This is a genomic window from Pseudoduganella dura (genome assembly GCF_009727155.1).
Classification (GTDB): Bacteria; Pseudomonadota; Gammaproteobacteria; order Burkholderiales; family Burkholderiaceae_D; genus Rugamonas; species Rugamonas dura.
In genome coordinates, this window is record NZ_WNWM01000002.1 from 1792888 (window position 1) to 1816903 (window position 24016).

The following is a 24016-nucleotide window of genomic DNA, read 5'->3' on the forward strand; positions in this document are numbered from 1 at the left end:
CCGCCGCCACGAATGGTTTCATCGCCCCCCTGGAGAAACCAACCCAGTGTTCCTCCAGATCGGGAGCCACGCAGCAGATCAGTTGTACCGCTCGCTGAACCACTTTTGGAGGCAGTAACCATGATGGAAAAAATGATGGCCCGCTCGGTCCGCCTGCTGTTCGCGGCCGCCGGCATGAGCGCCGCCGCCGTGCCGGCACTGGCACAGACCCAGGACGCGCCGATGCAGCGCGTGGAAGTCACCGGTTCGAGCATCAAGCGCGCAACCGCCGAGACCGCATCGCCGGTCACCGTGATCAACAGCGACGAGCTGCTGCGCTCCGGCAAGGCCACCGTCGCCGAATACCTGCAGACGCTGACCGTGGACGGCGCCGGTTCGCTGCCGGCCAGCTTCGGTTCCGGCTTCGCCGCCGGCTCCACGGCGATCTCGCTGCGCGGCATGGGCGCCACGTCCACGCTGGTGCTGCTGAACGGCCGCCGCATGGCGCCGTTCGCCCGCGCCGACGACGGCCAGAAGAGCTTCACCGATTTGTCCACCGTGCCGATGCAGATCGTCGAACGCATCGAGATCCTGAAGGACGGCGCTTCGTCGCTGTACGGCGCCGACGCGATCGCCGGCGTGGTCAACATCATTTTGCGCAAGGACTTCACGGGTCTCACCGTGCGGGGCGAGACCGGCTGGTCGCGCTACGACGACGCCAAGCAGAACAAGGCTTCGATCACCTACGGCCAGGGCGACCTGGATGCGGACAAGTACAACTGGGTGTTCAACGCCGAATACAACCAGAGCGACGAGCTGAAGGCGGCCGACCGCGCCGGGCGCGACTGGATCGGCCACGGCGACATCCGCCCGTGGGGCTATGGCCTGGCCACGCAATACGCGGGCGGCTACATCACCAACGGCGCCGCCTCGGCCGGCCCGACCGGTGCGCTGCTCAATCCTTCGACGGGCCAGTACGTGGCGCTGCCAGGCTGCGCCAACTTCTCCACTTCCGCGCAGGGCGACCCGCGCGGCGGCTGCGTGTGGCACCAGGACCAGTTCCGTTCGATGAATCCCGAGATCGAATCGGTCAACCTGTACACCCGCGGCACGTGGCAGATCAGCGAGAACCTGCAGGCGTTCACCGAACTGGGTTACTCGGAGCGCAAGACGTCGTTCACGATGACGCCGGGCGCGACGTCCTCGACCGTGGTGTTCCCGGGCGCGAACGGCGGCCCGAACCAGCTGATCAACTACGGTTCCGGCATCCTGATGGACGCCACCCACCCGCAAAACCCGTACGGCCAGGACGTGCGCCTGCGCTACTCGCTGTGGGACCTGGGCCCGTCGGTGCGTAACGGCAAGAACGCGTTCAACCGCTTCGTCGTGGGCCTGAAGGGTACCAACGCCGGCTGGGACTGGGAAACGGGCTTCACCCGCTCCGAGTCGAAGCTGGACCTGGCGTGGACCAACATGATCAACATGAACGTGCTGAACGCCGCGCTGTCGAACCCGGCCAGCCAGTTCTTCCCGTACTACATCGGCGCCGAAGCCGGCAAGAACTCGGCGGCGTTCTACGATGCGCTGCGCCGCACGGCCACGTCGCACTCGACCACCCGCCTGACCACGGTGGACTTCAAGGCATCGCGCGAACTGCCGGTGGCCCTGCCGGGCGGTAACATCGGCCTGGCGATCGGCGGCGAACACCGCCAGGAAAAGCTGGACAACCCGAGCCTGTCCGGTTCGGAGAACGGCTTGATCAACAGCAGCTACACCGCGGCATTCGGCGACACCAAGGTATCGGCCGTCTACATGGAAGCGCTGCTGCCGGTGTGGAAGACCGTCGAAGTGACGGGCGCGCTGCGTTACGACCACTACGAAAACTTCAATTCCACGACGCCGAAGCTGGGCGTCAAGTGGACGCCGGCGAAGAACTTCGCGCTGCGCGGCACGTACACCGAAGGCTTCCGCGCGCCATCGGCCGCCGAGAACAGCGTGCTGTCGCAGGCGGTCGGTTCCGCTTCGGCGCAGGATCCGGTGCGCTGCCCGACCGTGAACGGCGTGCCGACCGCGCGCCCGGGCGCCAGCCAGGGCGACTGCTCGGTCTCCGTGTCGTCGATCAAGATCGGCAACCCGGCGCTGAAGCCGGAAGAGTCGAAAGGCTACACGCTGGGCATGGTGTGGGACCCGTTCGACGGCACCAGCCTGTCCGTCGATGCGTTCAAGATCAAGCGCGAGAACGAGATCAACCCGGTGTCGTATGCCGAAGCGGCCGCCTCGCCGACCGCGGTCCGCAACGACAACAACCTGCGTGACGCCAACGGCGCGATCATCCCGAACTCGGGCACGCTGCTGGTGGTGTCGGGCGCCTACCGCAACTCGTCGTTCACCGAGGTGGAAGGCGTGGACATGGAAGTCAAGCAGCGCCTGCGCCTGGGCGACTACGGCCGCGCCACGCTGGGCCTGACCTGGACCCACATCCACTCGTTCCTGCGCGCCGAATCGCCGACGCTGCAATACGAGTTCGCCGGCACGCACGGCAACTGCGACACGTCGAACTGCATGGGCACGCCGAAGAACAAGGTGAACTTCACCGCTTCGTGGGACATCGGCGCGTGGAACTTCAGCGGCAGCGCCAACTGGCGCGACAGCATGAAGAACATCCGCTACGAAGGCGCACCGTGCGCATCGCAATACGCGAACGGCACCGTGGCACCAGGCAACTGCGAGCTGGCATCGTTCACGACGGTCGACCTGTCGACCCGCTGGAACGTCAGCAAGCAGTTCACGCTGTTCGCCTCGGTCTCGAACCTGTTCGATCGCGTCGCCCCGCTGGACCCGCTGACCTACGGCGGCATGAGCTTCAACCCGCTGGACAACTCCGGCGCCGTGGGCCGCTACTTCAAGTTCGGCGCGCAGTACAAGTTCTTCTGATCCCCATCTGAAGCGCTACAGGCGGCCCCTTGCGGGGCCGCTTTCTTTTTGTGGCATCCCAACAACGGGACAACCGGGACGCCGTACCGCCCCGATTTTTACAACACTTCCCGCATCGCCTTTGCAACGATCATGGTTGAATACATAGATAAATCATCCATCTATGTACTTACCATTCTTCCATAACCATTTTGCTTCCATGGCAATTTTTTGGCAGAAGCCCGTCACTTTTGCTTACATCAGCCGAACAAAAATTGACAAGAAGCATGTGTAGATGGTTTCATACGCACCCCCGTGATTATTTGTGAGAATTGCAGGGGCTGACGGTCACTGAATAACAGTAACTTCCAGTTGCAGCGTGGGCTGCGCCGGTCTCCGCCTTACCCGGGCGGCGGCCGTTTTGTCGTTCGCAATAACCCCTGAAAGAAGTTTCATGATTGAGAAAGTTTTGTCTCGCTCCCTGCGCGTGATGTTCGCGGGCAGCCTGGCGATGGGCATGCATGCCGCGACCGCGCAGGAAGCCGCCGAGCAGCCCATGCAGCGCGTTGAAATCACCGGTTCGTCCATCAAGCGCATCGCCGCCGAAGCGTCGCTGCCGGTGCAGTCCTTCTCCGAGAAGGACATCAAGAAGACCGGCGTCACCACCGTCACCGATTTCATCCAGCAGATCCCTGCCATGCAGGGCTTCACGTCCGCGGCCGCGTCGGTCGGCGGCGGCGGCGGCGGCATCACCACCGCATCGATCCACGACATCGGCGAGCAGTACACGCTGGTGCTGCTGAACGGCCGCCGCATCGCGCCGTCCAATTCCGGCACCACGATCGACCTGAACTCGATCCCGCTGTCGGCCGTGCAGCGCGTGGAAGTGCTGACCGACGGCGCCTCCGCGCTGTATGGCGCCGATGCGATTGCCGGCGTGGTCAACTTCATCCTGAAGAAGGGTGCATCCGACTGGCAGATCGACGCCAAGTACAACAACCCGGAGCGTTCGGGCGGCGCATCGAACTCGGTGTCCATCTCGAAGGGCTTCGGCGACATCGACGAAGACGGCTACAGCGTGTTCTTCTCGGCCAGCCACGACGTGCAAAAGTCGCTGAAGGCTTCGCAGCGCGACTTCGCCAAGAGCGGCTTCATCGACTTCACCGACCCGGCCACCGGCCGTGCGCTGCAGTTCGCGACCGGTTCCTCGCGCGCGCTGCCGGCCAACGCCGCGGTGCGCTACACCGCTGCCGACGGCACGTCGAAATCGGTCAACCTGAACCCGTATGCGCTGTCGCACAACGGCGCCTGCGCGCCGCTGAACGCCAACCTGTATGGCGACGGCAACTGCTACTTCGATTCCTCGTCGACCATCGAGATCAACCCGGAAACGAAGCGCGACGGCGTGTTCAGCTCGGGCGAGCTGAAGCTGGGCAATAGCGGCTTCAAGGCGTTCTACGATCTGGCCTTCACGAAGGCCAGCGTGACGTCGGCCATCGCGCCGTTCCCGGCGCAGTTCTCGATCGCCCAGGGTTCCGGGCTGTACAACCAGTACATCCTGCCGTACCTGACCGCCGAGCAGGCGGCCGGCGTGACGAGCGTGAACGCCAACTACCGCCTGATGGAAATGGGCAACCGCACGTACGACTACGGCACCAAGGCGACCCACATCGTGGCCGGCGTCGACGGCAATGCGTTCGGCTGGGACCTGAACTCCGCGTTCACCTGGTCGCGCAACCGCCAGAAGACCGACTACGTCAGCGGCTTCCCGCTGGCATCGAAGTTCGAAGCGGCGATCGCCGCGGGCCAGCTCGATCCGTTCAGCTACGGCCTGGGCGACATGCCCGAGTCGATGCGCAACACGCTGCTGGGCACCGGCTTCTCCGGCCTGTACCAGACCCAGACCGTGATCATGAAGGGCTGGGATGCGCGCGGCTCGCGTGAAGCGTTCAAGCTGCCGGGCGGCTCGGCCATGCTGGGCGTGGGCGTCGACTACCGCGACACCAACTTCCACATGGACAGCGAGAAGGTCGCGGAAAACGTCGAGATCCTGTACGACGGCGGCGCCGTGGACAGCGGCTACCACCGTGCGAACGCCGGCGCCTACGCCGAACTGATGATGCCCGTGACGAAGAAACTGGAAGTGACCGCCTCGGCGCGCTACGACCGGATCGGCGCCACCAAGGACAACAACGGCGGCAGGACCTACGGCAATACCGAAAGCGCCAACACCTGGAAGCTGTCGGGCAAGTTCTCGGCCACCAACAACCTGATGTTCCGCGCCGCGGCCGGCACCGGCTTCCGCGTGGCGAACATGCAGCAGATCGCCGGCGTCCAGGAAGACTGGGGCGTCACCGCCGGCACCTACCAGTGCCCGCTGGCCGGCACCGGCCATCCGCTGGCATCGTATTGCACCGGCGTGAACCGCACGCAGTTCGAGGCATTCCGCTCGGGTAACGCGAACCTGAAGCCGGAGAAGTCGAAGCAGTGGTCGATCGGCACCGTGTGGGAGCCGTTGAACGGCCTGTCGCTGGCGCTGGACCTGTGGAACGTGGAAATCCGCGACCAGGTAACCGACGTTGCCGAGTCGCAGATCTTCGCCGACCCGGCCAAGTACGCCGACCTGTACACGACCAAGTACGTGAACTCCACCAAGTCGAACGAGCTGGCGGTCATCTACGCGCCGATCAACATCGGCAAGACGGAAAACCGCGGCATCGACTACGACCTGACGTACAAGATGAACGTGTGGGGCGGCCGCCTGACGAACCGCCTGGCCGGCACGTACCTGCTGCGCTCGCGCTACACGGAGCCGGGCACGGACGACGTCTGGACCACCAGCCTGAACCGCTACGGCATCAACGACAAGGTCAGCTTCCGCCACGTGATCCGCGCGTCGACGTCGTTCGAAACCAAGCAGCTGACGCACACGCTGACCGCCAGCTACCGCAACGGCTACGTCGACAAGGCGTGGACGGTGGACGACTGCGTGGTGATCGTGGCCGGTTCGGCCGGCGAATGCGCCGCCGTCACGCTGGACGTGCCGAGCTACACCACGTTCGACTACCAGGTGGCGTACCGCCCGATGTCCAACGTGGAAATCTCGGCCGGCGTGCTGAACCTGTTCGACCGCGACCCGCCGCTGTCGCTGCGCAACGCCGGTTCGCACCAGATGGGCTACAACCCTGCCTACTCCAGCGCGCTGGGCCGGCAACTGTACCTGTCCGGTTCGTACCGGTTCTGATGGCCCGGGGCCTGACGGCCCCTGCGGTCAAACGAAAAGCGGCGCCTCGTGCGCCGCTTTTTTTATTGCCAAAAACCGGGGGTGAAGCAGGGGATTCAAGGAGCATGTTCCTCGCCTGCGAAACGGTGCAGGCTTGCAAGCCTGCACTCCTCCCAGACCCCGAATTTGAGAAATGTTTCCTAAAACCGGGGTCAGACCCCGAATTTGAGAAATGTTTCTTAAAACCGGGGTCTGACCCCGGTTTTTGGCAACTCTTGTTGTTACTCGCCCTTCAGCCGGCGCTGGCGTACGGCGTCGGCCAGCTGGTCGAGCACCTGTTCGCTCGACTCCCAGTCGATGCAGCCGTCGGTGACGGACTGGCCGTAGGTCAGTTCCTTGCCCGGCACCAGGTCCTGGCGGCCGGCGACGAGGTGGGATTCGATCATCACGCCGACGATGCGCGTGTCGCCGCCGGCGACCTGGCCGGCGATGTCGGCGCAGACGGGCACCTGGTTTTCCGGCTTCTTCGAGCTGTTCGCGTGCGAAGCGTCGATCATCAGGCGGGCGGCCAGGCCATGGCCGGCGATGGCCTTGCTGGTTTCCTCGACGCTGGCGGCGTCGTAGTTCGGCGCCTTGCCGCCGCGCAGGATGACATGGCAATCCTCGTTGCCGCTGGTCGACACGATCGCCGAGTGGCCGCCCTTCGTCACCGACAGGAAATGGTGCGGCTGCGAAGCGGCCTTGATGGCTTCGACGGCGATCTTGATGTTGCCGTCGGTACCGTTCTTGAAGCCCACCGGGCACGACAGGCCGGATGCCAGCTCGCGGTGCACCTGCGATTCGGTGGTGCGCGCGCCGATCGCGCCCCAGGCGATCAGGTCGGCGATGTACTGCGGACTGATCACGTCGAGGAACTCGGTTCCGGCCGGCAGGCCCAGCTCGTTGATGTCGCGCAGCAGCTCGCGCGCCATGCGCAGGCCGTCGTTGATGCGGAAGCTGTTGTCCATGTACGGGTCGTTGATCATGCCCTTCCAGCCCACCGTGGTGCGCGGCTTCTCGAAGTACACGCGCATGACGATTTCCAGCTCGCCCTTTAGCCGCTCGCGCACCTTGACCAGGCGCCGCGCATATTCCATCGCCGCCTTCGGATCGTGGATCGAGCACGGGCCGACGACCACCATCAGGCGGTCGTCCTGGCCGTGCAGGATGCGGTGCAATGCCACCCGCGCGCTGGAGGCCGTGGCGGAAGCGGCTTCGGTGCAGGGGAATTCGCGGATCAGGTGCGAGGGGGGCGTCAGTTCCTTCATCTCGCGGATGCGCAGGTCGTCGGTGCGTTGCATGGTGCTCTCCTGGAAAAATTCGGCTTGAACAACGTAAGGGGTAGAAATCGGGGTAAAAAAAAACCGCCATCGCTGGCGGTTTCTTCGTATCTGCTGGACTCGTTCGCTGCTTCTGCTTACGTGCACCGGCCTTTACTCAACCGCCTGGAGGCAGGGAGCCAAAAGTAAAAAAAGCCGGTAAAGAAAACGAAGCGGTGCATGGATCGGGTCCTTGGAGTTGAGTTCACTATAACAACAAGATCTGAGGTTTGGCAAGATATTGTTTGGCGCCGGCGCCGCATTTCCGCAGAACGATGCTGACCGCCATGCTCAGCACCTGCCAGCGTGTGCCACCACCGTGGAGCAACACGGCTGCGGCGGTCGAGCAATGGTGGCCTGGACCGCCGTGCCATGACGCCGTTGCCGCCGGCAAGCTATTACCAGGCGAAAATTTTCATATATGTGACAGCAGGGAACTTCATTTATCAACCAGAAACGCGGTTACAACGCATCACCAGCTTCAAAGTGCCGAAAAATCTATATTTAAGGTTAAATTAAGCTTTTATCCGGTAAATTCCGCGCTCCCCGCAGCGCGGTAGCGTTCTCGTTATTGAAAAACAGCACGAAATTGCAATGGTCCAGCCCCTGCCAAAATAGAGGCTGTTCTCCATAAAAAATCCTCCGCTTTCGAGGCTGCCACCATCTGCTCTCATACGCATCACATGACTACAAGATCAGTCTTCTTGCACCCATCTCCCATCATCCGGATGCTTTATTACCTTTTCGTACTTCCCAGAGAACAATTCTTTGATTAAACAAAATTTAACATTTAGATATGAAATTGCGATCCAATGCAGTATCGCCACGAATCTTGTTGTTGCGCACATGAGACATTACGGTTTCGCAAAATCTTTAACTCCTATATAACTTTCTCCTCTCACGAAAACATTGGACAACTTTTCCGGAGTATCACGATGAAACCTATAAAAATCCGCCCAATGACGGGCATGCTGCGACGGGCCTTCCCGATCGCCGCGCCGCTGCTGCTGACAGTGCTGTCGGCACACGTACAGGCCCAGACCGTGACCAACACGCCCGCGGCCGCCGCACAACCGATCCAGCGCGTCGAGATCACGGGTTCGAATATCCGCCGCTCGCAGGCCGAAACGGCTTCGCCGGTGCAGACCGTGAACCGCGCCGACATCGAAAAATCCGGCAAGACCACCGTGGCCGAACTGCTGCAGACGCTGGCGGTCGACAACCAGGGTTCGGTGCCGACCACGTTCGGTAACGGCTTCGCTGCAGGCGCTTCGGGCATTTCCCTGCGCGGCCTGGGTTCCGCTTCCACGCTGGTGCTGCTGAACGGCCGCCGCATCGCGCCGTACGGCCTGGCCGACGACGGCCAGAAAGTGTTTGCCGACCTGAACATCATTCCCGCCGAAGCTGTCGAACGCGTCGAGATCCTGAAAGACGGTGCCTCCGCGATCTACGGTTCCGACGCCATCGCCGGCGTGGTCAATGTCATCCTGCGCAAGGATTACGTGGGTACCACCGTGCGCCTCTCCCAGGGCCTGTCGAACGAAAGCGACGGCGGCGACACCCGCCTGGCCGTCACGCACGGCGTGGGCGACCTGGAAACGGACAAGTACAACTTCCTGTTCTCGGCCGAATACGGCAAGAAGCGTGAAGTGTGGAACCGCGACCGCGCCGACCGTGGCGCCGTCGGCCGCGCCGACCTGCGCGACTTCGGCTTCTCGGCGCAGGAAGCGCTGGGCGGTACCGGCGCGATCGTTGCCAACAACAGCGCCGGCAGCTCGGTGGTGGGCAACGTGCGCAATCCGCTCAACAACAATTATTACAGCCGCGGCAGTACGGCGGCCGGCAACGGCTTTACCCGCACCTTCCCGGGCGCGGCGTGCTCGAACTTCACGAACCACCCGCAGGGTGATCCAGGCGGCGGCTGCCTGACGGATGCGACGCAGCAGTACAACCAGATCCAGCCGCGCCAGGAAACGCTGAACCTGTTCGGTCGCGCCACCTTCCAGCTGAACAACGACTGGCAGGCCTATGTGGAACTGAACGGCTATCACAGCGATTCGGACTCCTCGTCCACGCCGTCCGGCATCAGCGGCAGCGTCGGCTATCCCGGCGGCCCGGTCAACAACGCCAATGTGTCGCTGGGCGCCACGCACCCGGACAATCCATACTTCGGCAGCGCCGCGCGCCTGCGCTACATCGCATGGGACGTGGGCCCGCGTACCAGCGCCATCGAAACGAACTTCACGCGCGCCGTGGCCGGCATCCGCGGCACGGCAGGCGGCTGGGACATCGACAGCGCCCTGCTGTACTCGCAGAGCAAGACCAACCGCCAGCAGAGCGGCTACCTGCAGCGCGACGTGGCCTTCGCGCTGCTGAACCCGAACGATGCTGCAAACGTGGCATCTGCCCGCGCCACCAGTGCCGCCTACGCAGGCCTGCCGGCGGGCAGCTTCTGGCGCATTGGTGAAAACTCGGGCCTGAACTCGCAAGCCCTGTACGACGCACTGTCGCCGACGCTCTCGAACGACGCTACCACCAGCATCGCCGTGGCCGACGTGAAAGCGTCGCGTGAGTTCGGCCAGTTGCCGGGTGGTGCGATGGGCATCGCCATGGGCGCCGAGTTCCGCCATGACGAGACGGAGCTGAATCCGACGTCGGGCACCGACCGCGGCAACATCATCGGCCTGGGCTACTCGGCCTACGAAGGCCAGCGCAACTCGGCGGCACTGTATGCCGAGTTCCTGGCGCCGGTGCACTCCACGCTGGAACTGTCCGCCGCGCTGCGCTACGACCACTTCAACGACGTGGGCAACTCGTACACGCCGAAAGCGGGCTTCAAGTGGACGCCGGTGAACAGCTTCGCACTGCGCGGCACGTTCGCCCGCGGCTTCCGCGCACCGAGCGCGGCCGAGAACGGCCGCGGCGGCCTGGCGGCATTCTCCACGTCGGACGACCCGGTCCGTTGCGCACTGGGCGTCACGTCCGCCTGTGCATCGTCGTCCGTGGCCGTGATCACGTCGCCGAACCCGGACCTGTCGCCGGAAAAATCGAAGAGCTTCTCGCTCGGCGCCGTGTGGGATCCGCTGCCACGCACCAGCATCTCGCTGGACGCCTGGCAGATCGAACGCAAGAACGAGATCAACCAGGAAACCACCTCGGCCGCCATTGCCGCGGGTAACGTGGTACGCGATGCGGGCAGCTCGCAGTTCGCCGGCGACCCGGGCGCGATCGTGGCCGTGCTGACGAACTACATCAACTCCAACTCGACCAAGGTCAATGGCATCGACCTGGACGCACGTACCTCGTACACGATGGGCGATGCCGGTACGCTGACGGCCAATGTCACCTGGACGCACATGCTCAAGTTCGAGCGTACCGACCTGGAAGGCAACACGGTCGACTACGCCGGCACGCACGGCAACTGCGACGCGACGAACTGCATGGGCACGCCGGATAACCGCGTCAACCTGGGCCTGGGCTGGGAGCGCGGCCCGCTGCGCATCAACGGCGTGGTCAACTACCGCGGCAAGTTCGACAACACGCTGTTCAAGGACGATCCCGACGGTTGCGCATTCCACTTCGCCAACGGCGACGACTCGCCGAACGGTTGCAAGATCGGTTCGTTCACGACGCTGGACCTGACCGCGAAGTACCGCTTCACAAGCAAGGCCGAGCTGTTCGCCACGATCCAGAACGTGTTCGACAAGGAACCGCCGCTGGATCCGCTGACCTACGGCGCCGCCGGCTACAACCCGCTGGACTACAGCGGCGCACTGGGCCGTTACTTCCAGGTAGGCATGCGCTACACGTTCTAAGCTGGCAAAACTGTCATCGTTACAACAAAAATGGGCCTTCGGGCCCATTTTTTTTATTACTGATTTGTGACCGATCAATACCGTGTCAAAGTGTCATTGCGAGCTGATGACCATAAGTGAAAACATCGGCTACTTCTGAGCAGTTCCCCATGCGACTACTTGAGGAGAAACCCCGTTCATGAACCATCCCCGCCTGCCCCGACCTTTCCACTCCATCCGCCCGCTGTCCCTCGGCCTCGCCATTCTTCCCTTTGCATTGACGCCGCTTGCCGCCTACGCCCAGCAGGCCGAGGAAGGCCAGATCGCCCGCGTGGAAATCACCGGCTCGTCGATCAAGCGCATCCAGTCCGAAACGGCCACGCCGCTGACGGTGTTTCGCGCGGAGGAATTCATCAAGCAGGGCCTGACGACGGCGCAGGAAGTGCTGGACCGCATTCCGTCGAACCAGACCAGCTTCGGCGCGGCCAATGCCGTGGGCGGCAATGCCAGCGGCCTGCCCACCGGCGGCCAGGCCACGGCGGACCTGCGCGGCCTGGGCGGCGACAAGACGCTGGTGCTGCTGAACGGCCGCCGGCTGGCCACCCACCCGTACGACGGCGCCAGCGTCGACCTGAACCTGATCCCCGTGGCGGCGCTGGAACGCGTGGAAGTGCTGCGCGACGGCGCCTCGGCGATCTACGGCACCGATGCGATCGGCGGCGTGATCAACTTCATTACCAAGCGCAGCGTGGACCGCGCCACCATCGCGCTGGAAGCCACCTTTCCGGAAGAGACGGGCGGACGCGAGCGGCGCGCCAACCTGACCGCCGGCGGCGGCGACCTGGAGCGCGACCGCTGGGCCGTGCTGGGCGTGCTGGACTGGCACAAGCAGGATGTGCTGACATCGCAGCAGCGGCCGTTTTCCGCCACCGGCGTGATTCCGTCGCGCGGGCTGAACATCACCTCCGGCACCACCTTCCCCGGCAATTATTTCGATCCGGTCACCGAAGCGCAGGGCAACCCGGGCAATGCCACCGGCTGCAACCCGCCGCTGTCCGTGCCGCATCCCACCAACGGCACCTGCCGGCAGGATTACACGCGCCAGATCGACAACACGCCCGAGCAGGAACACGTGACGGCCTACGGCAAGGCCAGCATGAAGGTGGCGGCCGACCACACGGCATCGGTGGAACTGCTGTACTCGGTGAACAACGTGAATGCGCGCACCGCGCCGCCGCCGCAGACCGGCCTGGTACTGCCGATTACCAGCCCGTACTACCCGGGCAATTCGGGCGGCGTGCCGGCGCAGGCCGGGCTGTCCGGCGAGCCGCTGAGCGTGAACTGGCGCCCCACCGAGGCCGGCCAGCGCCAGATCAGGTCGAAAGGTTCGGGCACGCGGCTGACCGGCGCGCTCGAAGGCCTGGTGGCCGGCTGGGATTACCAGGGCGGCCTGAGCTTCGCCGTCAGCCGTTCCGAGGAAGAGTTCACCGGCGGCTACGTGACCGACGCCACGTTCGCGGCCGGCGTGCTGAACGGCATCCTGAACCCGTTCGGGCTGCAGAACGAAGCGGGCCGCGCCTACCTGGCCAGCACCGCGCTGCGCGGCCGCGTGCAGGATGCCAGCAACCGGCAGACGTCGTTCGACCTGAAGGCCAGCCGCGAGCTGTTCGATATGGCCGGCGGCAAGTTCGCGGTGGCGTTCGGCACCGAGCTGCGGCACGAGAAGGCCGACTTCAACGTCAACCGCGACATCGCCGGGCAGGCGTCCAGCTCCGGGCTGTCCGGCTCGCTGTCGAAGGACGGCAGCCGCACCGTGCAGGCCGTGTTCGGCGAGCTCAGCGCGCCGTTCCTGAAGAACGTCGAAGCGTCGCTGGCCGCCCGCTACGACCACTACAGCGATGCCGGCAGCACGTGGAACCCGAAGGCTTCGCTGCGCTTCCAGCCGAGCCAGGCCTTCGTGCTGCGCGGCTCGGCCAGCACGGGCTTCCGCGCCCCGACGCTGTTCGAGAAAAACGCGCCGCTGTCGCGCAACGACACCAGCAATACCTACGACGATCCGATCCTGTGCCCGGGCGGGGTGCCGCAGCCGGGCGCCAACCCGCTGCGCGACTGCGATCTGCAGCAGTTCAAGCTGGAGGGCGGCAATTCGGACCTGAAGCCGGAAAAATCGCGCACCTACTCGATCGGCGCCGTCATCGAGCCGATCCCCGCGCTGACGCTGACGGTGGATTACTGGGACATCCGCCTGCGCGACAAGATCGGCGCGCTGCCCGAGCAGACCATCTTCGGCGACTTCGCCAAGTACCGCGACCGCTTCCTGCGCTTCCCGGACGGCTCGCCGAACGCGATCCTGGACCTGAACGAAAACCTCGGCAAGGTCAAAACGGACGGCGTCGACGTCAGCCTGACGGCGCGCACGCCGAACCAGAGCTGGGGCGCGCTGTCGTTCACGCTCGACGGCACGTGGGTGCACAGCTATGAATACCAGAACGAGCGCGATGGCGAATTCGTGCAGAACGTGGGCCGCTACGCGGACAACTTCGTGGTCTTCCGCTGGCGCCACAACGCCGCGCTGACGTGGCGCGGCGGCCCGTGGAGCGCCACCATCGCCCACAACTTCAAGACGCGCTACGACGACCAGAACCTGGTCGAGCCGCAGTACTTCAACCGGGTGTCGTCGTACGGGCTGGTAAACCTTTCCGGCACCTACACCGGCTTCCGGAACATCTCGCTGACGGCCGGCATCAAGAACGTGCTCGACAAGGAACCGCCGTTCTCGAACCAGGGCACGCTGTTCCAGAAGGGGTACGACCCGCGGTATACCGATGCGATCGGGCGGGCGTTGTATTTGCGGGGGTCGTACACGTTCTAGGCGAAGCCGGAAGCACTGGTGTCGGACACCGGCTTCATCGGTGTCGGACACCGGTTTTCGCCGATATTTTGCCGGCTTCGGCGCTGAAAACCGGTGTCCGACACCTGACGGTCGGTCCGCCGCAGCGGTCCGACACCAGCATGCGGCAGCTGTCGGCTAATGCAAAAAGGCGCCGGAGGCGCCTTTTTCATGGGGAGCGGAACGGCGTCAAGCGGTGCCGCCGACGGTTACGCCGTCGATCCGCAGCGTCGGCTGGCCGACGCCGACCGGCACGCTCTGCCCTTCCTTGCCGCACACGCCCACGCCCGGGTCGAGCTTCATGTCGTTGCCGATCATCGACACGCGGTTCAGCACGTCCGGGCCGTTGCCGATCAGGGTGGCGCCCTTCACCGGGTAGGTGACCTTGCCGTCCTCGATCATGTAGGCTTCGCTGGCCGAGAACACGAACTTGCCGTTCGTGATGTCGACCTGGCCGCCGCCGAAGTTCACCGCGTACAGGCCGTTCTTCACCGAGGCGAGGATCTCGGCCGGGTCCTTGTCGCCGGCCAGCATGTAGGTGTTCGTCATCCGCGGCATCGGCAGGTGCGCGAACGATTCGCGGCGGGCGTTGCCGGTGACCGGCATCTTCATCAGGCGCGCGTTCAGCGTGTCCTGGATGTAGCCGCGCAGGATGCCGTCCTCGATCAGCGTGGTGCACTGCGTGGGGTTGCCTTCGTCGTCGATGTTCAGCGAGCCGCGGCGATCCTGCAGGGTGCCGTCGTCGACCACCGTCACGCCCTTGGCGGCGACGCGCTCGCCGATACGGCCGGCGAACGTGGACGAGCCCTTGCGGTTGAAGTCGCCTTCCAGGCCGTGGCCGATCGCCTCGTGCAGCAGGATGCCGGGCCAGCCCGGGCCCAGCACGACCGTCATCGGGCCGGCCGGCGCCGGGCGCGAATCGAGGTTGACGAGGGCGCCCTTGACGGCTTCCTCGGCATACTGCGTGAGCAGTTCGTCGGTGAAGTAGGCATAGTCGTAGCGGCCGCCGCCGCCGGACGAACCCATCTCGCGGCGGCCATCCTGTTCGACGATGACGGTGACCGACACGCGCACCAGCGGGCGGATGTCCGCCGCCAGCACGCCGTCGCTGCGCACCACCAGCACCACGTCGTATTCGCCGGCCAGGCCGGCCATCACCTGCACCACGCGCGGATCTTTTGCGCGGGCGATCTTTTCCACGCGCTCGAGCAGTTTCACCTTCGATGCGGCGTCGAGCGACCCCAGCGGATCGTGCGGCAGGTACAGCGAGCGGCCGCCCTGCTGCGACAGGCCGCCGGCCACCTTGATCTTGCCGGCGCCGGCGCGCGCGATGGTGCGCGTGGCGGCCGCCGCGTCCAGCAGCGCCGCTTCGGAAATCTCGTCGGAGTACGAGAACGCGGTCTTCTCGCCGGACACGGCGCGCACGCCCACGCCCTGGTCGATCGAGAAGCTGCCGGTCTTGACGATGCCTTCTTCCAGGCTCCACCCTTCGTTCTTAGTGAACTGGAAGTACAGGTCGGCGTAGTCGACCTTGTGCGTGAACATGGTGCCGAGCGTCTTGATCAGCTTGCCTTCGTCCAGGCCGAACGGGGTCAGCAGCACGTCGCGCGCGACGGCCAGCGAAGAGAGGTTCGGTTCGAATGGTTTCATGTTGGAGTTCCCGAGCTATGACTGGGTGTCATTGTAGTGGATTGGCAGCGCGGCCGCCGTGCAGCACATCCCCGCGATTACATCGTGCGATGCCGCAGCGCGGGCAGCTTCTGCCGCACGCTGGCGATCAGTTGGTGGTCGATGCGCCCGCCGGCGACGCCCTCGCCTTCCTCGACGATCGCGCATACCTCGCCCCACGGGTCGATCAGCTGGCTGTGGCCCCACGTGCGGCGGCCGTTGACGTGCGTGCCGCCCTGCGCCGCGGCCAGCACGTAGCACTGGTTCTCGATCGCGCGGGCGCGCAGCAGCGTGTCCCAGTGCGCGGCACCCGTGGTGTACGTAAACGCGGCCGGCACCACGATCAGGTCCACCGGCCCCATCGCGCGGAACAGCTCGGGGAAGCGCAGGTCGTAGCAGATCGCCATGCCGACCTTGCCGGCGCCGGTATCGACCGTGCCCACGTGCCTGCCCGGCACGATGGTGCGCGCCTCATCGTACGATTCGCTCTCGTTGGCAAAGCCGAACAGGTGGATCTTGTCGTAGCGCGACACCTGCGCGCCGGCCGGATCGAACACCAGCGTGGTGTTGAGGACCTTGCCGGCCTCCCCGCTGACGAGCGGCAGCGTGCCGCCGAACAGCCAGACGCCGTGCGTGCGCGCCAGGCCGGCCATCGCCTGCTGGATGATGCCGCTGCCGAGCTGCTCGGCCACGACCACCTTGTCGGTATCGGCCCGGCCCATGATCGGCCAGTATTCCGGCAGCACCACGAGGCCGGCGCCGTCCGCCACGGCCTGCCCGACCAGGCGGCGGGCGGTGGCGATGTTCTCTTCCACGCTCGGGGTGGAAACCATCTGGATGGCGGCAACGGCGCTGGCTGGGTTGGCTGATTCGGTCATGCGCTTCTCCTCACTGGGTTCGACTGGATGTTTGCCCATCCGGCACGGCGGTCCGTCCCGGATCGGCCTTGTTCGTGGCGAGCTTGGTGATGACGGGCGATTTCCACGGCCCCGTCACCTGCATCTGGTAGGTCAGCGCCTTCATCATCGGCGCCGACAGGAATAGCTGGGCCAGGTAACTGCCGAGCCCGATCACAGGGTTCACGGCCAGCGCATACACCAGCGGCGCGGTGCCGAAGTTGAGCTCCGGGATCACCACGACGTGCAGGTTCGTCGACTCGTTGGCGATATCCGCCGTGCCCGCCATCAGCACGGTGGCCTGCACGCCATGCATCTTCAGGTTCTCCGTCTTCACGATGCCGCGGTCGATGACGGCATCGGCCGTGATGCCGTCGAACGCCAGGCCTTCCGAAAACACGTCGTGGAAGTCCAGCTTCAGCAGCCGCGGCAGCGCCTGCAGGCTCAGCACGCCCAGCAGCTTCGCCGCGCCCGGGTCCTGCTTCAGGAACTGACCCTTTTCCACGTTCAGTTCCAGCTTGCCGGCCAGCGTGGGGATGTCGAGCGAATACGGCAACCCGTTCCATGCGATGTCGCCGGACAGCTTGCCCTTGCCGCCCTTGACGGTATCGGCAAAGCCGAAGCGTTCCAGCAGCTTGCCGGCATCGGCGATGTCCAGATTGAAGTTCAGCGCCGTGCTGTTGCGCTCATTGCCCTGGTCGCTTCGTCCGCCGCCGCGGCTCACCCAGCGGCCGGTGCCGTGCAGCGCGCCGTCGGCGTTGACCAGCGCCAGCTTCGACACGCGCCACTCGCGCGACGATGTGATCAGTGCATTATAGGCCTGCAATTCCAGGCTTCCCAGCGGCCGGTTGAACAGTTCGAAGCGCTCGGCCATGATGTCCAGCGCCGGGATCGCCGGCGAGCCGGCCGATTTTTCCAGCAGGTCCTTGACTTCGCCGGCGGCCGATTCCGGGATGATCAGGCTCGACAGCCGGGCCGTCACCTTGCCCAGTCCGCGGCCGGTCGGCGCCTCGTTCCATGTGATGTAGCCGTTGGCCTGCTTCGAATCGATGCTGGCCTGCCACGCGCCGGCGCGGTGGGTGGCGCCCAGCACCACGCCGTCGAGCTTGCGGCCGCCGAGGATCAGCGCCTCGGTGCGCGCCGCCATCGTTTCCGGGATCACGTATTGCGACAGGTTCGGGCCGTCGCCAGCGGCGCCGCCGTCCGTGCCGCCACCACTGTTCGCGCCGGCGATATCGGTGCCCAGCGCCAGCCAGTCGTCCACGTTCAGCGACTTCGTGCTGACATTGAGCGCCATACCGCTGTCCGGTTCCGGCGCCGGCACGTTGACGCCGATGCCGCCGCGCACCAGCCGCCATGGCCCGCGTTCCAGGCCATGGACCTCGCGCTGGCGCTGCCAGGCGGCCGCCACGGTATTGCCCAGCGAGAGGCGGATATCGTCGCGCGCCAGCCCGGCGTCGTTCGCGGCCGCGCCGTTGAGCACGAAGTGCAGCGGCAGCGCGTCGGCGGCGTTCTTCACCAGCGGCGCCGGGAAATCCAGCCCCACGCCCGTCAGCAGCGATTCGACCACCACCTGGTACTGGCGGTTGTGCGCCGTGATCAGCCCGTTGTAGCGCGCGCTGCCATTGAAGTGCTTCGCCAGTTGCTGCATGGCGGCCGACGGATACGTGCGACGCAGGCCGTCCGCCGTGACGTTGCCGCCGATGCGCACGGCGATCGTGCCGTCGCGCTGCGTGCCGCCGCCCACCGTCAGCTGGCCGCCCAGCAGCGTGCCGTTCAGGCCGTTCAGGTTGACGCCATGCTCGTCGAACTCGATCTTGCCGGTGGCCAGCAGCACGGGCGGCATGTCGTTCCACAGGGTCACGTCGTTGCCCTGCAATTGCAGTGTGCCGTTGACCTTGCTTTCGCGCAGCCTGGCCAGGGGCAGGTTCAGCTTCAGCGCCAGTTTCGCGTTGCCGCTGGCCGTGGTCTGGTCGGTGAAGTGGCCGATCCATTCCAGCACCGGGCTGTGCGTCACATAGCGCAGGAAATCGCCCATCGCGCCGGCCGCGTTGCCGTCGATTTCCAGGATGCTGTCGTGGTGGATCAGGTCGGCGATCACCGCTTTCACGCCGGCCAGGTTGACGTTGCCGGTCCTTGCCGTGTCGGCGTGGATTTCCATGCGCGCCCGCTCGAACACGAAACCGCCGCGGATGCCCTCGGCCAGCGGCCATAGCGGCGACTTGCCGTCCGGCGCGAAATGGGCCGGCTCGTAGTTCAGCTTGCCGTCGAGGATGCGGCCCGCGATGCGGAATTCGCCCGCCTTGTAATCCGGCGTGTCGGCCGCGAACGGGAAACGCGCCAGGTCGCCGGCCAGGCGCAGCGACACATCGTGCGCGGTGCCGCCCTGCAGCGCGCCGGTGAGCCAGGCCTTCAGGTGTGGCGGGGTGGCGACCGGCAGGTAACGGCCGATGCTGTTGATCGTGAAGCCGTCGAGCGAGCCGGTGAGGTCGGCGATGCCGGGGCCGCCTGGCTTGCCGTTCTTGCCGTCCCTGCCTTGACTGTCGGGCAGCCAGTGCGTGCCGGCCAGCACGCCCGTCAAGCCTTCCTGGTCGAACTCCAGCCTGCCGAGCTTGATGCGCAGGCCATCGTCTTCGCGTGCCCAGCTGGCGTCGAGCTGCAGTTTCCTGAACGGCATTGCCGCCGTGTCGAACCAGGCCGGCATGTCGAGCACCAGGCCGGGCGCATCGAGCGCGATGCGCCCGCCGTCGCTGGCGGCATCGATGCTGCCGGTCAGCCGCTCGAAGCCCGGCAAGGCGGGCAGCGCCGGCAGCGCCGTGCCGGCCTTGCCGCCGGCCGCGTCGTTCACGACGGCGGCGCGCGCGGCCAGGGCGTTCATGCCGAGCTCGCGCAGGTCCGCCTTGACACGCCATTTCACGGGGCCCGGCTGCCCGGGCGCCGACAGCGAACCCTGCCACTGCGCCTGCAGGTTTTCCACGCGGCCGCGCGGCGCCAGGGCGGCCAGCAGGTCGCGCTGCGCGGCCGGCAGCGGCAGCCGCGTGGCCAGCTCGGCCAGCGTCTTCAGGTCCAGCGCCGGCGCCGACACCTCGGTGCGCGCCGGCGTGTTCTTCGTTGCCGGGGTCGTGCGCTCGGCCACGGTGGTCGGCAGCAGCGTGGCGCCGTCGCGCGTGCGCAGCGTCAGGCCGGTCACGCTGGCGCGGTGGCCGTACGTGCCCGGCGGCGCATCGCGGTCGGCGCCGCGCGGCGCCTTGTCCTCGCTGAACGCCAGGCGTCCGCCCAGCGCGGCCACGTCGAGCCGCGGCAGGCCGGCGCCGAGCGTGGCCACCACGTTTTCCAGCGCCACGTCCGCCGTCACCCCCGTCAGCCGGGCGCGATCGATGTCGAGCCAGGCGCGCAGGCCGCCGCGGCCCGATTCCATCTCGTGCGGGTAGGGAATGTGCGGTTTCCAGGCCGCCAGGTCGGCCCCGCTCACGGCCGCATACAGCGTGCCGCGCCATTGCCTGACATCGGCCGCGTGCTGCGTGAACGCGGGCTGTTTGAAATCGGCGCGGATGTCGAGCAGGCCGCCGAGCGCGCGCGGCGGCGCGGCCTTGACGCCGAACCGGTGCCGGCCCCAGCTGTTGTGCAGCACCACGTTCACATCCTGCAAGGCCAGCGGCGCGGTGCCGCGCAGCGCATCGGTCCACGCGACGCGCCCTTCGCGGATGACGATTTCGCGCTGCGCCAGCAGCCAGTCGGCGCCGCGGCCGTCATCCTTGCGCGTGCCGTCGACCAGCACGCCGGCCACATGGATCCGGCCATCGGCATCGCGCCGCACGTCCAGGTCCGGACGGATCAGTTCCAGCGATTCGAAACGCACGCCGAGCGACGCCAGGCTCCACCAGGACAGCGTGGCGGACACGCTGGGCAGCCGCAACGCCTGCCGGCCGGTGCCGTCGCGCAGTACCACGTCGCCCAGGAACAGGTTCGGCCGCAGGCCGGACCAGGAAGCATAGATACGGTCGATCGTGACGGGATTGCCGGCGGCGCGGCTGGCCAGGCGCTCGATATCGTCCTTGTAGTGGTCGATGTTGGGCAGCACGACCCAGCGCAGCGCGAGGAACAGCAGCGCCAGCGCGAAATACACGACCAGCACCAGCTTGATCGTGAAGCCGAGCACATGGTGGGTGGCCAGGTTGCACAGCCGGTAGGCAGTCTGGAGACGGTGCCAGCGCGCAACCAACAGGCCTTCGCCCGGCGGGCCCGCGTCGCTCGCCTTCTGTTCTGCCGTTTGTTCCGTCAACACTGATTCCCAGGCCCGGCCGCCCTTGAATATGGTTCGGCGGCAATAAAAAGATACTGTTCGTGCACGCCTGGCGATTGCCCGGGCGCGAGAGGTGCCCATTCTACCCCAAGGCCCGGTTAAACTAGCCCGCACGAAGCTGACCATTACACAACGTTACGAAGCTTATTGATCCTTATCGCCCCTTCATCTCCCTCTTCCATGCCCAACTCGCCTTCCGTTTCCGATTCCCGTTTCTACCAGCGCTGGCTCGCCGCGGCGCCCGACCGCCAGGCCAAGATCGATGCGCTGGTCCGACAGCCGCTGGACACCGCCGACCTGGACGCGATGCTGGCCGTGGAGCGCGACAGCGCGGGGCCGTCTCCCCTGCCGCTGGCGCGCGGCATGCGCCGGCTGCGCAACCTGCTGATCGCCGGCCTGATCCGGCGCGACCTGGAAGGCAACGCCGAGCTGAACGAGGTGGTGACGGCCGTGACGCGGCTGGCCGATTTCGCGATCCGCTCCCACCTGGCCGAGCTCGATGCCGAGATGCGCGCGGCGCATGGCGTGCCCACCGGGGCCGAGTCCGGCATTGCACAGGAACTGATCGTGCTGGCGATGGGCAAGCAGGGCGGCTTCGAACTGAACGTGTCGTCCGACATCGACCTGATCTTCGTCTATCCGGAGGATGGCGACACGGTGCCCACGCAGCCGGGCCAGCGGGTGCTGTCGAACCACGAGTACTTCGTGCGCCTCGGCAAGAAACTGATCGCGGCGATCGCCGAGATCACCGAGGACGGCTTTACCTTCCGGGTGGACATGGCGCTGCGGCCGAACGGCGGTTCCGGCCCGCTGGCGGCCAGCCTGGGCATGGTCGAGCAGTACCTGATCGTGCAGGGCCGCGAGTGGGAACGCTACGCGTGGGTGAAGGCGCGCGCCGTGACCGGCCGCGCCGAGGATATCGCCGCGCTCGATGCGATCGTGCGGCCGTTCTGCTTCCGCCGCTACCTGGACTTTGGCGTGATCGACGCGATCCGCACGATGCATGCGCAGATCCGCGCCGAGGTGAACCGGCAGGAACGGCTGCACCCGGAGCGCAGCCATAACGTGAAGCTGGGCCGGGGCGGCATCCGCGAGATCGAATTCCTGGCCCAGGTGTTCCAGCTGATCCGCGGCGGGCGCGACCCCAGCTTGCGCGACCGCTCCACCCGCGCCACCCTGCGGCAGCTGCCCGAGAAGGGCCTGCTGGCACCGGAAACCGTGGCGCAGCTGCTGGGCTCGTACACCTTCCTGCGCAACCTGGAACACCGGCTGCAATACCTGGACGATGCGCAGACCCACACGCTGCCGCCGAACGACGCCGACCGCGAAACGGTGGCGCGCATGATGGGCCTGCCCGATACGGCCACCCTACTGGCCAAGCTGGAAGGCCACCGCCTGTTCGTGGCCGAGCAGTTCGACGCGATGTTCGCCGAGAAGGCGGGCGACGACGAGATCGATCCGGCCACCAGCAACGATTGCGCCGACCCGGACAACATCGAGGCGATCGAATCGCGCTTCGCCAGCCTGGGCTACGACAATCCCTCCGCCGCGGCGCGCCGGCTGATCGGCACGTGGACGGCGCCGCGCGTGCAGTCGATGCCCGAAGCGAGCCGCCAGCTGTTCGTGGCGCTGATCAACTCGGCATTGCCGCGGATTGCCCGCGCGGCCGAGAACAACCCGGTCGGCACGCAGCTGGGCACGCTGGGCCGGCTGCTGGACTTCCTGGAAGCGATCGCGCGGCGCTCCTCGTACCTGTCGCTGCTGACCGAATACCCGCACACGCTGGAGCGCGTGATCGACATGATGCATGCCAGCGCCTGGGCCGCCACGTTCCTGACGCAGCACCCGATCCTGCTCGACGAGCTGCTCGACGAGCGCATCCGCAACGCCGTGTTCGACCCGGTGACGCTGGCGCGCGACCTCGACGGCCAGCTGGCCGTGTACGAAGGCGATACCGAGCGCCAGCTCGACATCCTGCGCGAAGTGCACCACGCGCAGCTGTTCCACCTGCTGGCACAGGACCTGGCCGGCGACCTGACGGTGGAAAAACTGGCCGATTACCTGTCCGAACTGGCCGACGTGATCGTGGCCGCCGTGGTCCATGCCGCGTGGAAGACGGTGGCGAAACGCCACCGCGAGATCCCCAGCTTCGCCGTCATCGCCTACGGCAAGCTCGGCGGCAAGGAGCTGGGCTACGTGTCCGACCTGGACGTGATCTTCCTGTACGACGACGACGACCAGGAAGCGCCCGGCCTGTACGCCAAGCTGGCGCAGCGCTTCATCACGTGGATGACCACGCACACATCGGCCGGCATCCTGTTCGACATCGACACCGCCCTGCGGCCGGATGGCGCCAGCGGCATGCTGGTATCGTCCGTGACGGCGTTCGAGCGCTACCAGAAACAGTCGGCATGGGTGTGGGAACACCAGGCGCTCACGCGCGCCCGCTTCGGCTCCGGCGATGCCGGCATCGGCCGGCGCTTCGAGGAAATCCGCCGCGAAGTGCTGCGCAACCCGCGCGTGACCGGCGAAGAACTGAAGCGCGAGGTGCTGTCGATGCGCCGCCGCATGCACGAGGCCTACCCGGACCGGCCCGACAGCTTCGACCTGAAGCAGGATGCCGGCGGCATGATCGACATCGAATTCATCGTGCAATACCTGGTGCTGCAGCATGCCGGGCAGTACGAGGAATTGACGGCCAACCGGGGCAATATCGCGCTGCTGCGCATCTGCGGCGCGCTGGGGCTGGTCGATGTCGCCCTGGCGGAGCAGGTCGGCGATGCCTACCGGGCGATGCGCAAACTGCAGCACCAGATCCGGCTGCAGGGCGGCGAGCAGTCGCGGGTGGCCCCGGCGCGGGTGGCGGTGCACGCGGCGAATGTGCGGCGCCTGTGGAGCGAAATCTTCGGCGACGAGCCACAGTGATTCCGGGTCGAATGGTTACATTCACAAACAATTCATAACAATATTTTACGAAAGTGTTGCATGTAAC

At 65.9% G+C, this 24016-nt stretch carries 9 protein-coding genes; 5 read left to right on the forward strand and 4 right to left on the reverse strand.

Going from position 1 to position 24016, the window contains the following annotated elements; translation table 11 throughout:
* Positions 1 to 120: 120 nt before the first annotated feature.
* Both GJV26_RS07970 and GJV26_RS07975 read left to right on the forward strand, forming a co-directional pair.
* A complete protein-coding gene (locus GJV26_RS07970; protein ID WP_229419214.1) occupies positions 121 to 2913 on the forward strand; it encodes a TonB-dependent receptor in 2793 nt (930 codons plus the stop codon).
* Positions 2914 to 3346: 433 nt separating this feature from the next.
* The gene (locus GJV26_RS07975) at positions 3347 to 6136 is read left to right on the forward strand and encodes a TonB-dependent receptor (RefSeq protein ID WP_155708356.1); all 2790 of its coding nucleotides are present in this window, start codon (positions 3347 to 3349) and stop codon (positions 6134 to 6136) included.
* Between the two features lie 260 nt (positions 6137 to 6396).
* Here the strand turns inward: GJV26_RS07975 and aroG are convergent, their stop codons facing one another.
* Positions 6397 to 7455: a 3-deoxy-7-phosphoheptulonate synthase AroG gene (aroG, locus tag GJV26_RS07980; RefSeq protein WP_155708357.1), complete on the reverse strand. Its 1059-nt coding sequence runs from the start codon at positions 7453 to 7455 to the stop codon at positions 6397 to 6399.
* A 953-nt stretch (positions 7456 to 8408) separates the two neighbouring features.
* On the opposite strand from aroG, the gene GJV26_RS07985 reads away from it, so the two are divergent.
* Together GJV26_RS07985 and GJV26_RS07990 are read left to right on the forward strand one after the other, a co-directional pair.
* Positions 8409 to 11288, forward strand: a complete 2880-nt coding sequence (locus tag GJV26_RS07985) for a TonB-dependent receptor (RefSeq protein ID WP_229419215.1) — start codon at positions 8409 to 8411, stop codon at positions 11286 to 11288.
* A 178-nt stretch (positions 11289 to 11466) separates the two neighbouring features.
* Positions 11467 to 14139, forward strand: coding sequence for a TonB-dependent receptor (locus GJV26_RS07990; protein WP_155708358.1), 2673 nt, complete (start codon positions 11467 to 11469; stop codon positions 14137 to 14139).
* A gap of 207 nt (positions 14140 to 14346) precedes the next feature.
* Here the strand turns inward: GJV26_RS07990 and tldD are convergent, their stop codons facing one another.
* The 3 genes from tldD to GJV26_RS08005 all read right to left on the reverse strand — a co-directional run bounded on the left by tldD (position 14347) and on the right by GJV26_RS08005 (position 21003).
* Positions 14347 to 15807 carry a metalloprotease TldD gene (tldD, locus tag GJV26_RS07995; RefSeq protein ID WP_155708359.1) on the reverse strand — a complete coding sequence of 487 codons (1461 nt, stop codon included), beginning with the start codon at positions 15805 to 15807 and terminating at the stop codon, positions 14347 to 14349.
* A 77-nt stretch (positions 15808 to 15884) separates the two neighbouring features.
* The gene (locus GJV26_RS08000; RefSeq protein WP_229419216.1) at positions 15885 to 16703 is read right to left on the reverse strand and encodes a carbon-nitrogen hydrolase family protein; all 819 of its coding nucleotides are present in this window, start codon (positions 16701 to 16703) and stop codon (positions 15885 to 15887) included.
* A 10-nt stretch (positions 16704 to 16713) separates the two neighbouring features.
* Positions 16714 to 21003, reverse strand: coding sequence for a YhdP family protein (locus tag GJV26_RS08005; protein ID WP_229419217.1), 4290 nt, complete (start codon positions 21001 to 21003; stop codon positions 16714 to 16716).
* Positions 21004 to 21204: 201 nt separating this feature from the next.
* Between GJV26_RS08005 and glnE the strand changes: the two genes are divergently transcribed.
* A complete protein-coding gene (glnE, locus tag GJV26_RS08010) occupies positions 21205 to 23949 on the forward strand; it encodes a bifunctional [glutamate--ammonia ligase]-adenylyl-L-tyrosine phosphorylase/[glutamate--ammonia-ligase] adenylyltransferase (RefSeq protein ID WP_155708361.1) in 2745 nt (914 codons plus the stop codon).
* The last annotated feature ends 67 nt before the right edge of the window (positions 23950 to 24016 follow it).